14 protein-coding genes and 1 pseudogene are annotated in these 12,636 nt (G+C 57.2%); 9 read left to right on the top strand and 6 right to left on the bottom strand.

Annotated features, from left to right (window positions below; all coding sequences use genetic code 11):
* Positions 1–132 precede the first annotated feature (132 nt).
* Positions 133–1,095 (top strand): cation diffusion facilitator family transporter, encoded by a 963-nt coding sequence (locus N8E89_RS09605; protein WP_106667465.1) that lies wholly within the window; start codon positions 133–135, stop codon positions 1,093–1,095.
* Here the strand turns inward: N8E89_RS09605 and N8E89_RS09600 are convergent.
* Positions 1,092–2,331 (bottom strand): annotated as a pseudogene (locus N8E89_RS09600) (DNA recombination protein RmuC). The gene N8E89_RS09605 and the pseudogene N8E89_RS09600 overlap by 4 nt on opposite strands.
* Positions 2,332–2,444: 113 nt before the next feature.
* On the opposite strand from N8E89_RS09600, the gene def reads away from it, so the two are divergent.
* The 4 genes from def to truA are packed head-to-tail and all read left to right on the top strand — an operon-like array spanning position 2,445 to position 5,194.
* The gene (gene def, locus N8E89_RS09595) at positions 2,445–2,975 is read left to right on the top strand and encodes a peptide deformylase (protein ID WP_113174184.1); all 531 of its coding nucleotides are present in this window, start codon (positions 2,445–2,447) and stop codon (positions 2,973–2,975) included.
* Positions 2,976–2,985: 10 nt separating this feature from the next.
* A complete protein-coding gene (gene fmt, locus N8E89_RS09590; RefSeq protein WP_262261876.1) occupies positions 2,986–3,915 on the top strand; it encodes a methionyl-tRNA formyltransferase in 930 nt (309 codons plus the stop codon).
* A complete protein-coding gene (locus N8E89_RS09585) occupies positions 3,912–4,409 on the top strand; it encodes a GNAT family N-acetyltransferase (protein ID WP_262259766.1) in 498 nt (165 codons plus the stop codon). The genes fmt and N8E89_RS09585 overlap by 4 nt, the downstream gene beginning before the upstream one ends.
* On the top strand, positions 4,409–5,194 hold the full coding sequence (gene truA, locus N8E89_RS09580; RefSeq protein ID WP_106667463.1) for a tRNA pseudouridine(38-40) synthase TruA: 786 nt from the start codon (positions 4,409–4,411) through the stop codon (positions 5,192–5,194). The genes N8E89_RS09585 and truA overlap by 1 nt, the downstream gene beginning before the upstream one ends.
* Here truA and N8E89_RS09575 read toward each other — a convergent pair.
* Together N8E89_RS09575 and dapE are read right to left on the bottom strand one after the other, a co-directional pair.
* Positions 5,146–5,766, bottom strand: coding sequence for a hypothetical protein (locus N8E89_RS09575; protein ID WP_262259763.1), 621 nt, complete (start codon positions 5,764–5,766; stop codon positions 5,146–5,148). The genes truA and N8E89_RS09575 overlap by 49 nt on opposite strands.
* Positions 5,767–5,772: 6 nt before the next feature.
* Entirely contained in the window at positions 5,773–6,960 is a 1,188-nt protein-coding gene (gene dapE / locus N8E89_RS09570) for a succinyl-diaminopimelate desuccinylase (RefSeq protein WP_262261875.1), read from the bottom strand.
* Between the two features lie 101 nt (positions 6,961–7,061).
* Here dapE and N8E89_RS09565 point away from each other — a divergent pair, with 101 nt between their 5' ends.
* Together N8E89_RS09565 and N8E89_RS09560 are read left to right on the top strand one after the other, a co-directional pair.
* The gene (locus N8E89_RS09565) at positions 7,062–7,934 is read left to right on the top strand and encodes a 2-dehydropantoate 2-reductase (RefSeq protein WP_262259761.1); all 873 of its coding nucleotides are present in this window, start codon (positions 7,062–7,064) and stop codon (positions 7,932–7,934) included.
* Entirely contained in the window at positions 7,867–8,088 is a 222-nt protein-coding gene (locus tag N8E89_RS09560) for a ketopantoate reductase C-terminal domain-containing protein (protein WP_315975642.1), read from the top strand. The genes N8E89_RS09565 and N8E89_RS09560 overlap by 68 nt, the downstream gene beginning before the upstream one ends.
* 42 nt (positions 8,089–8,130) lie before the next feature.
* Here N8E89_RS09560 and dapD read toward each other — a convergent pair whose 3' ends face one another.
* Complete coding sequence (dapD, locus tag N8E89_RS09555) at positions 8,131–8,985, bottom strand: 2,3,4,5-tetrahydropyridine-2,6-dicarboxylate N-succinyltransferase (protein WP_113174105.1); 855 nt, start codon at positions 8,983–8,985, stop codon at positions 8,131–8,133.
* A gap of 149 nt (positions 8,986–9,134) precedes the next feature.
* Here dapD and N8E89_RS09550 point away from each other — a divergent pair, with 149 nt between their 5' ends.
* Entirely contained in the window at positions 9,135–9,977 is an 843-nt protein-coding gene (locus tag N8E89_RS09550; protein ID WP_106667460.1) for an LOG family protein, read from the top strand.
* Positions 9,978–9,982: 5 nt separating this feature from the next.
* Here N8E89_RS09550 and N8E89_RS09545 read toward each other — a convergent pair whose 3' ends face one another.
* Positions 9,983–10,708 carry a pyrimidine 5'-nucleotidase gene (locus tag N8E89_RS09545; protein WP_106667459.1) on the bottom strand — a complete coding sequence of 242 codons (726 nt, stop codon included), beginning with the start codon at positions 10,706–10,708 and terminating at the stop codon, positions 9,983–9,985.
* A 171-nt stretch (positions 10,709–10,879) separates the two neighbouring features.
* Here N8E89_RS09545 and N8E89_RS09540 point away from each other — a divergent pair, with 171 nt between their 5' ends.
* Positions 10,880–11,536 (top strand): GGDEF domain-containing protein, encoded by a 657-nt coding sequence (locus N8E89_RS09540; RefSeq protein ID WP_262259756.1) that lies wholly within the window; start codon positions 10,880–10,882, stop codon positions 11,534–11,536.
* A 133-nt stretch (positions 11,537–11,669) separates the two neighbouring features.
* Here the strand turns inward: N8E89_RS09540 and phhA are convergent, their stop codons facing one another.
* A complete protein-coding gene (gene phhA, locus N8E89_RS09535) occupies positions 11,670–12,503 on the bottom strand; it encodes a phenylalanine 4-monooxygenase (protein WP_106667457.1) in 834 nt (277 codons plus the stop codon).
* Positions 12,504–12,636 lie beyond the last annotated feature (133 nt).

Here is a 12,636-nt window from a genome sequence, read left to right as displayed (position 1 = left end):
AAGCAGGCGACGGCTAGCGCCATTCCGACCTTTTGCTGCCGCAGCCCCGCCAGGCGCGTGCGTTTATCGCGTGGTCGCCAGGCGACGGAACGATTCAAACTATCTGGCGTTGTCGAGCGGATAGGGGGCAGCATGGCATCACATTCAGCAACGACTCATGCCGGATCGAAAAAGGTGATCTATGCCGCGATTATTGGCAATCTGCTGATCGCTGCCACCAAGTTCATTGCCGCATTCTTTACGGGCAGCTCCGCCATGTTGTCGGAGGGGGTTCATTCTCTCGTCGATACCGGCAATGGCGGCCTGCTGCTCTACGGTCTGCGCCGCGCTGCAAGGCCGGCAGACAAGACGCACCCCCTCGGACACGGCCGTGAACTCTACTTCTGGAGCTTCATCGTCGCGCTGCTCGTCTTTGCGGTTGGTGCCGGCGTTTCGTTCTACGAGGGCCTCACCCATATCATGCGCCCAGAACCGGCCGCCAATCCCCTCGTCAATTATGTGGTGCTCGGCTTTGCCATGGTTTTTGAGGGCGCGTCATGGTTCGTTGCCTTGAAAGAATTCCGGACAGTCAAGGGCAAGCTTGGCTATGTGCAGGCGGTGCGTCAAAGCAAGGATCCCAGTGTCTTTACCGTCCTGTTCGAAGACACTGCCGCGCTGCTTGGTCTGATCATCGCTTTCATCGGCATTTCGGCTGCGCAAGTCTTCGACATGCCTGAACTTGACGGCGTTGCCTCAATCGGCATCTCGCTCGTCCTTGGCGCGACGGCAATATTCCTCGCCCGCGAAAGCAAGGGGTTGCTGATGGGTGAAGCAGCGCTACCCGAGGCCGAACAGCAAATTCTCGACATCGCCAACGGAGATCCCGACATTCAAAAAGCCAACGGCGTTCTAACGGTTCACATGGGACCGAAACAGATCGTTGCCGGTCTCAGCGTCGAATTTGAGGATCATGTGCTGGCGCCACAGATCGAGGCCTGTGTCCAGCGCATCGAGACCGCCCTGAAAAAGGCCAACCCGGATATCGTGACGCTATTCATCAAGCCACAGACAACGGGCACCTGGGAAGCCCGGCAAAAGAAGCTCGGGGCCGCTTAGTCCTCGCCATCGACGACGCGCAGCCGCAATTGACCTGTCGCTGATGCGGCAGTACGGGCGGACTCCGCTTCCCTAGCGACATCGCCGACCGGAGCTTCGGCAAATTCCAGCGCCTCGATTTTCTGGCCGCGCTTGGTTACTTTGCCGGAGGAAACGAGAATATCGTCGATATCCTTGTTGGCCTGGCCGAAATGCGTCTGCAGGCGGCGAACGCGATCGTCGAGCCGGCCCACATCTTCCATCAGCCGGATGACCTCGCCCTGGATCAGGTGCGCCTGTTCGCGCATCCGCACATCCTTGAGCACGGCCTGAATGACCTGAATGGACAGCATCAACAGCGATGGCGAGACGATAACGATACGCGAACGATGCGCCTTCTGCACCACGCCTTCGAAATTCTCGTGGATTTCGGCGAAGATCGATCCGGAAGGCACGAACAGGAATGCCGTGTCCTGGGTTTCACCATTGATCAGATACTTCTCGGCGACATCGCGAATGTGGATTTCCACATCGCGGCGGAATTGCGCGAGCGCCATCTTCTTGGCTTCCGGGCTCTCGGACGCCCGGATAGCATTCCACGCCTCCAATGGAAATTTCGCGTCGATCACAAGATTGGGTGCGCCATTCGGCATGCGCACGACGCAGTCCGGGCGGCTGCCGTTGGAAAGCTGTCGCCTGAAACTCATAGGCACCCTGCGGCAGGCCATCGGCGACGATCGCCTCCATCCGCGCCTGACCGAAGGCACCGCGCGTCTGTTTGTTGGCAAGGATCGCCTGCAGCTGCACGACCTGCCCGGCGAGCGCCTGAATATTATTCTGTGCCGTGTCGATGACCGCAAGCCGTTCCTGCAGTTTCGCCAGATTTTCGTGCGTCGACTGCGTCTGTTCGGTCATCGTCTGGCCGATGCGGCTGGTCATCCCGTCGAGCCGTTCGCGGATCGACTGATTGAGCTCGGCCTGGCGGGAGCCGAACAGCTCGGCCATGGTCTGCATGCGGCCTTGCATTTCCGACTGGCTCTTCAGAATTTCGCCCATGCGCGCTTCCGCATCGCGTGCGCGGTCTTCCGCCTGTATTTCGGCGACGAGCCGCAGGCGTCCCGAACGCCACACGGCGATGACAGCGAAAAGCACCACGAGCACGGTGATTGCCGCGGCCGAAAGAAGAGCTGCGCCGACAGAGACCGAGCTGGCGCCGAGTTGAAACAGCGTCTGATTGAGTGAAATTGAAGTTTCCATATTGCGCAGACTAACCGATTCGGATCGCAAATGTGAGATCAAAACGAGAACATTTTTACAAATGACTTGTGCTTCGGATTGACGGCTCAAAGGTGAGATATTAGGTGATGCTCATGTCTATCAAACCGCTTGTCATTCTTCCCGATCCGCTGTTGCGCCAGGTTTCAAAACCTGTGGAGCGCTTTGACGCCGATTTGCGCAAGTTCGCCACCGATATGCTCGATACCATGTATGATGCACCGGGCATCGGCCTTGCCGCCATTCAGGTCGGCGAGCCGCTGCGGATGCTGGTCATCGACCTTTCCAAGGAAGACGAGCCTCGAGCACCCCAAATTCTAATCAATCCGCGGATTTTGTCGTCCAGCGATGAGCGCAATATCTATGAAGAGGGATGCTTGTCCATTCCCGACTACTATGCGGAAGTGGAGCGTCCGGCGGACGTGCGGATTTCCTATCTCGATCTTGATGGCAAGGCCCATGAAGTTGCGGCAGACGGACTCCTGGCGACGTGTCTCCAGCACGAGATCGATCATCTCAATGGCGTTCTGTTCATCGATCATATTTCGCGGTTAAAGCGCGAAATGGTGGTCAAGAAATTCAAGAAGCTCGCCAAGGACCGACCGCCGAGCCGGCTGGCGGTGTAGGCCGATGAGTTTGCGCATCGTCTTTATGGGCACACCGGATTTCTCCGTGCCCATCCTCAATGCCTTGATCGGCCAGGGCCACGAGATCGTCGCCGTCTACAGCCAGCCGCCCCGCCCAGCGGGCCGCCGCGGACTGGAACTGACGCCCTCACCCGTACAACGCAATGCCGAACAGTTCGGCATCGAGGTGCGCACGCCGAAGAGCCTCAAGGGCGAAGACGAGCAGCAGGCATTTCGCGAGCTTCGGGCCGATGTTGCGGTCGTCGTTGCCTATGGGTTGATTCTGCCTCCGGCGATTCTGCAGGGAACCCGCCTTGGCTGTTACAACGGCCATGCGTCGCTGTTGCCACGGTGGCGCGGTGCGGCACCGATCCAACGGGCGATCATGGCGGGGGATCTTGAAACCGGCATCATGATCATGAAGATGGATGAAGGTCTCGATACCGGTCCGGTAGCCATGGCCGAGAAGGTCAAGATCACCGCGGACATGACAGCAGGTGAATTGCATGACCAGCTCAGCGTAGCCGGCGCCGATCTGATGGTGCGCGCGATGGCGGCGCTGGAGCGTGACAGCCTTACTCTGACACCCCAATCTGACGATGGCGTCACCTATGCCTCGAAAATCACCAAGGCCGAAACCCGTATCGACTGGACACAACCCGCGATAGACGTTCACAACCGCATTCGTGGCCTGGCGCCATTCCCCGGTACGTGGTGCGAGATGGAAATCGGCGAAAACCTGGAAAGGGTGAAGCTGCTGCGGTCGATCCGTGCGACCGGAGTTGGTGATGCAGGAACGGTGCTTGATGACAGTTTGCGCATCGCTTGCGGCGAAGGCGCTGTGCGCCTGCGCTCACTGCAGCGTGCTGGCGGCAAGGTCATGGACGGGCGAGAATTTCAGCGCGGCGCCAAGATCGTGCAAGGGACTCGGTTGCCATGAGTGGCATCACCGTCCGCGCGGCGCAATCCGGCGATTATTCCCTCATTTCTGACATCCTCGCGGCAGCTTTCGCGGGAACCGATGAAGAAAACCTGGTCCGGCGCTTGCGCCAGGACAAAGATGTCGTACTCGAACTGGTTGCCCTGAACGACGAGACCGTCATCGGCCAGATCCTGTTTTCGCGCTTGAAGGTGACCGGCGCACAGGAATTCGATGCAGTGGCGCTTGCTCCGCTCGCAGTCCTTCCCGCATGTCAGGGTCAAGGCGCGGGGAGCAAACTGGTGCGAACGGCGCATGCGCAACTGGCTGCTGCTGGGGAGATATTATCGGTGGTCCTCGGCGAACCTGAATATTACGGGCGCTTCGGCTATGAGCGTCAGAGCGCGGCGGGCTTCGAGAGCGCGCACCAGGGCGACTATTTGCAGGCGTTCGCTTTTGGCGACGCGCCACGATCGGGCAAGCTCATCTATGCTCCAGCCTTTGGAGCCCTTTAGTGCCCCGTTACAAACTAACGATCGAATATGATGGCACCCCCTATGCGGGTTGGCAGCGGCAGGAGAATGGACACACTGTTCAAGCTGCCATCGAACAGGCGATCTTCAAGTTCTGCGGCGAAACCATCTCCCTTGGCGCAGCAGGGCGCACCGATTCCGGTGTGCACGCAACCGCACAGGTGGCTCACGTGGATTTGACGAAGGACTGGAGCAGCTCGAAAATTCGGGAAGCACTCAACGCACATCTCGTGATCGCTGGAGAAACCGTCGGTATCATGAATGTCGAACTGGTCGGAGATAATTTCGATGCGCGGTTTTCAGCGACCGGCCGGCGCTATCTCTATCGTATAATCAATCGCCGCCCCCCCGCCCCGCTGGAAGCGAATCGCGCCTGGTGGGTGAAGAAGCCGCTCGACGCTGACGCCATGCACTATGCAGCACAGCGGCTCATCGGTACCCATGATTTCACCACGTTCAGGGCAACGCAGTGCCAGTCGAAAAGCCCTGTCAAAACGCTCGATCACCTAAGTGTCTCACGCAACGGCGAAATCATCGAGATCAGAGCTTCCGCCCGGTCTTTCCTCCACAACCAGATCCGTTCCTTTGCCGGGACGCTCAACGAAGTGGGTTGTGGACGCTGGAGCGCGGATGACGTGAGCGCAGCACTTGCAGCCCACGACCGCAAGGCCTGCGGCCCGGTTGCACCGCCTCACGGACTATATCTTATTGGTGTGGACTATCCGATCACTGCCGGTTCCGGCAGTGAAATACCCAGCACGGCCTGAAGCAGAATCATCAGAAACAGCGACCCGGCAACCAGCACGATAAAGAACGCCGCCGTATAGGCATGCGATTTCTTCAACGCAACCTGCGTCAGGCGATAAGTCAGGAACATGATACCTCCATAGAGCAGGAGGCCAAAACCGGTAGCCAAGCCAGGCCAGCCGGGCAACAGGACTCGCGCCAGTGTCGCAGGCACCATGAGCCACGCGGCAATCGCTGTCCCCCAATTGCTTGCGACGACATAGGGGCTGAAGCGCTTGGCCAAGCCAAGCCGCCGGGCGCTTAAAGCCAGAACAACCAGCGGCAGAACCCATGCAGCGAGGTCAACGAAAGCCACCCGCCCCATAATGGAAAACCGGTTTCCTGTTTCGGGGCGCAGCGCGATCATGTCATTTGCGAAGATGATCCAGCCGAGAATGAGCGGCGGCAGCGAAATTGTAATCGCATGGAATGACTGCCAGAAGCCGTCTTCGGAAAAATCGAGAAGGTCAAGCCCGTCGGCATGACCATTCATCATCCGCCAGGCGCCCCACAGATATCGCTGAACCTCATCAAAATCCGGCATATCACCCATGTACATTCATGCAAAAAAGTCCGCAATAAAGCGTTCATAGATTTGCGTTAGCGTTTCAAGGTCGGCGACTGCCACCCGCTCATCAACCATATGCATCGTCTTGCCCACAAGACCGAACTCGACCACCGGGCAATAATCCTTGATGAAGCGGGCGTCGGAGGTGCCGCCGGAGGTGGAAAGTTGCGGCCGCTTGCCGGTTACAGCTTCGACCGACGATGTCAGCGTTCCAATCAGTTTCTCGTCATGGGTGAGAAAAACGTGACTTGGCCGGTGACGCCAGATCAGGTCGTAGTTCACCGGCTCCTTCTTGCCCGGGCGCAATTTGCGGCGTCCGGACGCCTTGTCGAGGCGGTTGTGAATTTCCGCCATAAGGGTTTCATCCGTCCACGTGTCGTTGTAGCGAATGTTGAATACCGCCGTTGCCTTGGCCGGAATGACATTTACCGCCGTATTGCCGACATCGATAGTGGTAATTTCCAGATTGCTAGCCTGAAAGTCCTTCGTGCCCTTGTCAAAGGCGGGATAAAGCAAGCTGTCAACCAGCGTTACCAGACCGCGTACCGGATTGTCGGCAAGATGCGGATAGGCGGCATGACCCTGCACACCGTTGACCACAACCGTACCGGACAGCGAGCCCCTCCGCCCGATCTTGATCATGTCGCCAAGTTTGTCCGGATTTGTCGGCTCCCCGACGATGGAGGCATCCCAGCTTTCGCCTTTCGCCTTGGCCCATTCCAGCAGTTTGCCCGTCCCGTTGATAGAAGGGCCTTCTTCATCACCGGTGATCAGGAATGAAATGGAGCCGTTAAGTTCGCCATTCTTGTCAAGATAGCGCGCCACCGCGGCGGCAAAACAGGCAATGCCACCCTTCATGTCGACCGCACCGCGCCCATACATCTCGCCTTGGTGGATGGCGGCAGAGAACGGGGGATAAGTCCATGCTGTTTCGTCGCCGACCGGCACGACATCCGTGTGCCCTGCAAACATCAGATGCGGCCCGTTGCCGGACCGCCGCGCATAGAGATTCTCGACATCGGGCGTGCCGTCCTCGCTGAAGACCGGCCTTTCCACGGAAAAGCCGAGCGGCAAAAGCATGGCTTCCAGAGCGGACAGCGCGCCGCCTTCGTTGGGCGTCACTGACGGGCAAGCAATGAGTTTGGTGAGGTTCTGTACGGGATCAGCGGAGGATTTCATGTCCAAAGCGATAATGGAAAAGCAGGATCGTGTCACGCACTGGATCATAGTTTCTGCATCTGTTTTAATGCCTTATGAGCAGTCAATCAGGGGCAAAGACGATGATCGCAAGTGACAGCCGGGTTGTCATTGCCGGCGCCGGTTCGATTGGCTGCTATGCCGGCGGTTGTCTTGCCGCAGCGGGAAAGAGGGTAACCTTCCTGACGCGACCGCGGATCGAGGCCACACTCAAGCGGCAAGGACTCAAGATCATCGATCTGGATGGTACGGCGCGGCAGGTCGGGCCAGAGCACTTTTCCCTGGCGAGCGACCCTGCAGTGGCCTTCGGAAGAGCCGACATCATCCTCGTGGCTGTCAAGAGCGGCGCGACCGAGGAAATGGCCAAGTTGATCGCCAAAAATGCGCCCGCAGCGGCAATCGTGGTCAGCCTGCAGAATGGCGTGACTAACGCCGGGGTGTTGCGTCAGTATCTGCCGGCCAAGACGAGTGTGATTTCGGGGATGGTACCGTTCAACGTCGTACAATCCGATCCGGACGACGTCCCGTTGACGGTCAGGCGAACGACGGGGGGAACGATCCTGATCGACGACATGCTGGACGGTTTGGCGGAATTTCTCTCCGTTCTCGGCCTTGCCGTCAACGACGACCCGGATATGCAGGGCGTTCTCTGGGGCAAGTTATTGATGAACCTCAACAACGCGCCCAATGCCTTGTCGAATTTACCACTTGCGGCACAGCTTGCCGATCGAAAGTGGCGACTGCTTCTGGCCGATCAGATGAGCGAAGGTCTGGAGGTTATGAAGGCGCATGGTATCACTCCCTCCAAGATCCAGGGCGTATCGCCGGCGCTGCTTCCCTGGATACTGCGGCTGCCAAATTTTCTTTTTCCGTGCTATCGCACGAAAAATGCTCGCCATCGACCCGAGAGCACGTTCGTCCATGTGGGAAGATTTTTCACGCGGACGCCCCACTGAAATTGATTACCTGCAGGGTGAGATCATTCGATTGGCGGCTGGAAAGAATATTGCAGTCCCGCTCACCCGCAAAGTGGTCGTCCGTGTGAAGCAAGCAGAGGGCAAGCCCCTGCGAAGCCATTCGGTTGAGGAGATTAGGGCAGCACCCGGCTGAAGGTCCGCCGGAGAGGGGCAGGCCCCTCTCCGCATATCAATATCAGTCGCGCAGCAGTTCGTTGATCGATGTCTTTGAACGGGTCTTTTCATCGACGCGCTTGACGATAACCGCGCAGTAGAGGCCCGGCCCCGGCTGGCCATTCGGGAATGGCTTGCCCGGCAATGTACCAGCGACCACCACCGAATAAGGCGGAACTTCCCCGTAGAAAATCTCGCCGGTCGCGCGGTCAACAATCTTTGTCGACTTGCCGATGAACACGCCCATGCCGAGGACAGCACCTTCGCGGACAATGCACCCCTCAACCACTTCGGAACGTGCCCCGATGAAGCAATTGTCTTCGATGATCGTTGGTCCTGCCTGCATCGGCTCCAGAACGCCGCCGATGCCAACGCCGCCGGAAAGATGCACATGCTTGCCGATCTGCGCACACGAACCCACGCCCGCCCAGGTATCGACCATTGTACCCTCGTCGACATAGGCGCCGAGATTGACGAAGGACGGCATCAGAATCACCCCCGGTGCGATATAGGCCGAGCGGCGGACGATCGCGCTCGGGACTGTGCGGATACCCGCCTTGGTGAACTCAGTCGCGCCCCAGCCGTCGAATTTCGAGGGCACCTTGTCCCACCAGGCTGCGCCGCCTGGACCGCCCTCGATGATGCCCATCGGATTGAGGCGGAACGACAGAAGAACTGCCTTTTTGAGCCATTGATTGGTCTTCCAGACCCCATCTGACTGCTTCTCGGCAACGCGTACCGTACCGCTATCGAGCAAAAGCAAAGACGTTTCGACGGCTTCGCGAATTTCGCCGCGCGTTTCGGTGCTGACGGCATCGCGTTCATCGAAGGCCTTGTCGATCGTCATTTCGAGACTGGTCAGATCGGGCTTGGACATTTTCACATCACTCCATTACACGGGCGGATAGACTAACGATAAGGGCTAGTAAGTTAAGTCTGGGAGAGGGTCAATCTCAGCGTTACCATGTTGGATCACGAACGGATTTTCTGTAAGCGCCATGAGTGTCCGCAGAAGGAGTAGAACAATTGAATACCGATGAAAAAAATAGCTGGACGCCATTCTCGCACTCCTCCGAGGCGGTCCGCCGCGTCGAAACCGCACCGGAAACGCCGCAAACCCAATCGGACACTTACCGTCTGGCCTTCGCCGACCCGGAGTTCATGACACGCCGCGACCTGCGCGCGGTCCGGCTTCAACTGGAGTTGCTGAAGCCGGAAATGGCTCTCGCCGAGCGCGGTATCCGCTCGACAGTTGTCATGTTCGGCGGAGCCCGCATTCCTGAGCCGGGCGGGGCTGCCTGGGCCGCCAAGAACGAAACACAGAAGAAAAACCTCGAAGCCAATTCCCATTATTACGCCGAGGCGCGCAAGTTCGCGCAACTATGCTCGATCTACTCTTCGACCACATACAATCGCGAGTTCGTTGTAGTCACAGGCGGAGGCCCAGGGGTGATGGAAGCCGGCAATCGCGGCGCGGCCGATGTCGGTGCGCCGACGATCGGTCTCAACATCGTTCTGCCACATGAACAGACGCCAAATGCCTATGTCACACCCGAACTCTGCTTCAATTTTCACTATTTCGCCATCCGCAAAATGCACTTTTTGATGCGCGCCAAAGCCATGGCCATCTTTCCGGGAGGCTTCGGCACCATGGACGAGACGTTTGAAGCGCTTACGCTTATTCAGACGGGCCGTATGGAGCGCATTCCCTTCCTGCTGTTCGGCAAATCATTCTGGGAAAAAGCGATCAACTTCGATTTTCTGGTCGACCAGGGGGTTATTTCACCATCAGACCGCGAGTTGATAACCTTCGTCGACAAGGCAGAGCAAGCCTGGGAAGTGATCCGAACGTTTTACGAGTTGGATTGACGGTATCAGACAGTCTCGCTCACATTCACCGGCCGTGGCAGGATTGAATTGAGAAACGAGGAAAGGTTGTCCGTGACATAGTCGACGTGGTCCGTATTGCCCGGATCACGTTCCCATATCTCCGAAAATGTCGGTTCGAAATTGTGGGGAACGATCAAGACCGTGGTCATCCCCAAGGCTTTCGGTTCAACGAGATTGCGTGCAAGGTCTTCGAACATCACGCTGCTTGCCGCCTCGATCTTGTGCATATCGAGAAACCGGTCATAGGTTTCACGGGCGGGCTTCGGGGTTAATTCTGCAGCCACGATATCGAAAATATCGTCGAACTGTTCGAGAACGCCAAGCTGGCGCGCTGCACGTTCTGCATGACCGCGATCACCATTGGTGAAGATGAATTTGCGGCCCGGCAATTGCTTGATGGCAGTTGCCAAGGACGGATCGGGCACCAGCCAGGAATAGTCGATGTCGTGGACCTTCTGCAGAAAATCATCCGGATCGATATCGTAACGGTCCATCAGCCCTTTGAGCGTGGTACCATAATCCTTGTAAAACCGCTTCTGGAGCTCGCGCGCATCCGTATGGGATAGCTTCAGGAGATCTGCGACATATCCCGTCATCTTCACATCGATCTGGGAAAACAGATTGGAATGATGCGGGTAAAGGGTATTGTCGAGATCGAAGACCCAGTCGGTCACATGGGCAAAATTCAGTGGATCAGGTTGGTTTGTCATATGCGATTCAGGTTCCGCCGTTTCTCAAGACGCAAAATCAGATGCAAGAAAATCTGTTTCGCTCCCGAATCAATAGACGAAAAAAGTCTGAACTACGACCGTTTTTAAATTTTCTGCTAACAGGCGCTTCATCAATTCGTCGTAGTACCTGAAGTTGGTTCAAGAGGTCCGATGTCCAGAATTCTCTTCAAATGTGCAATGGTCATGGTCATTTCGGTAACGTGCTCTCTGCTGATCACGGGCGCCCTCATGTCCGCCAATGACATGCACGACCCGCGGGGATACATGATCGCAACTGTCTGTCCGCTGCTGATCTCTCCGGCCATCTCCTTCCTTGTTTTCCGGCAGGCCGAGAAATTGCGGCTGACGCTTGAAACGCTCAACCGGGTCATGCAAGAGCTGGAGATCACCAATGCCAAACTCTTTGAAAAATCGTCACGCGACAGCATGACGGGCCTGCTCAATCGCGAGGCCTTCTTCAACTACGTGGACGGGGCGCGAGCACAGCTGGCCGGTTCCCTGCTGATCATCGACGCTGATCATTTCAAGAAAATCAATGATTTGCACGGCCACTACAATGGTGACGGTGCCCTGATGGCCATCGCGCAATGTATCACGACCTGTGTTGGGCTGCAGGACAGTATCGCGCGCATCGGCGGCGAAGAATTCGCAGTTTATCTTGCGACGGACGATGAGAGCCAGGTGAAATCCATTGCCGAAACCATTCGCGAAGAAGTAACCAGGATTGAATTCCGGACTCCGAGAATCAACGCGTACCGCTCAGCGTCAGCATTGGCGGCGTCGTCGGCATGTCGAAAGGCTCCATAGCCGACTTTTTCCAGATTGCGGACCGCAGGCTTTATGAAGCCAAGCGCAACGGCCGCAACTGCGTATGTGTTCAGTCCAATATCAAAAACGCAGCTTGAGGGGCGGCAACCGGCGGACCGGTTGCCGGATAGCGTCAGACGGTCGCCGGGTCCAGCGGCTCCACGTCTTTCCAGCGCGCAATCAACTTTGCCATATCAGCCTTTTCGAAGGCATCTTTCAGCGCTGCAAACGATGGCAGGACGAAATAGGCCCGTTGGAATTTGTCGATTTCATAGCTGGTGTGCATCACTGTCTCCAGATCGAACGGCACATGATGCGCATCCGGGCTTGTGACAGCAAACTGCAACTCGCTGAATGAAGACATGAGGCCAGCGCCAAACGCCTTGAGCGGTGCACCCTCCTCTCTCATCAGCCCAAACTCAGCCGTATACCAGTAAAGCCGAGCCGCAAGCTGTTCGCCGCCCATGCGTGATGCGGCACCACCCTTCTCGCCGTATAGCTGCATGAAATCGGCAAAGATTGGCTGACTAAGGATCGGCACATGGCCAAAGAAGTCGTGGAACATGTCCGGTTCGACGATATAGTCGAGTTCCTTCTTGCTTCGCAGCCAGTTCGTCACCGGAAAGCGCCGATTGGCGAGATGATCGAAAAACGGCTCGTTCGGGATCAATCCCGGGACGGCGACAATTTCCCATCCGGTCAATTTGCGCAGCCGCTCGCTGACCTCATGGAAATCCGGAATGCGGTCCAGCAGGCCGAGCGCGTCCACGCCGTCGAGATAACTGTGATGGGCGAGCTTCGACGTCAATTTCGTCTGACGATCGCATAGGGTGCGCCACACTTCCTGATCCTCATCCGAGTAGCCGTATTGCTGCTCAACGGTGAAATCCGGTTGGCACACTGCGTAATTGCCACGCAACCCCTGCTCCGCACATTCGCGGGCATAGGCTTCAATACTGATAGTCATAGGATGCTCCTCCAGTCCTAACTCTTTCCAACAGGATAAAACGGGAAAACGAGAGAATTTGACCTAAACAGCTCAATAGCGCATTATTTTGGGTGAACTATCTCTTATTATGGAGAAAACTGAGTGACATCCC

It is taken from the genome of Phyllobacterium sp. A18/5-2 (genome assembly GCF_025452215.1).
In the GTDB taxonomy this organism is placed as follows: Bacteria; Pseudomonadota; Alphaproteobacteria; order Rhizobiales; family Rhizobiaceae; genus Phyllobacterium; species Phyllobacterium sophorae.
The sequence above is the reverse complement of the archived record's forward strand: the minus strand, read 5'-3'. Positions and strand labels throughout refer to the sequence as shown.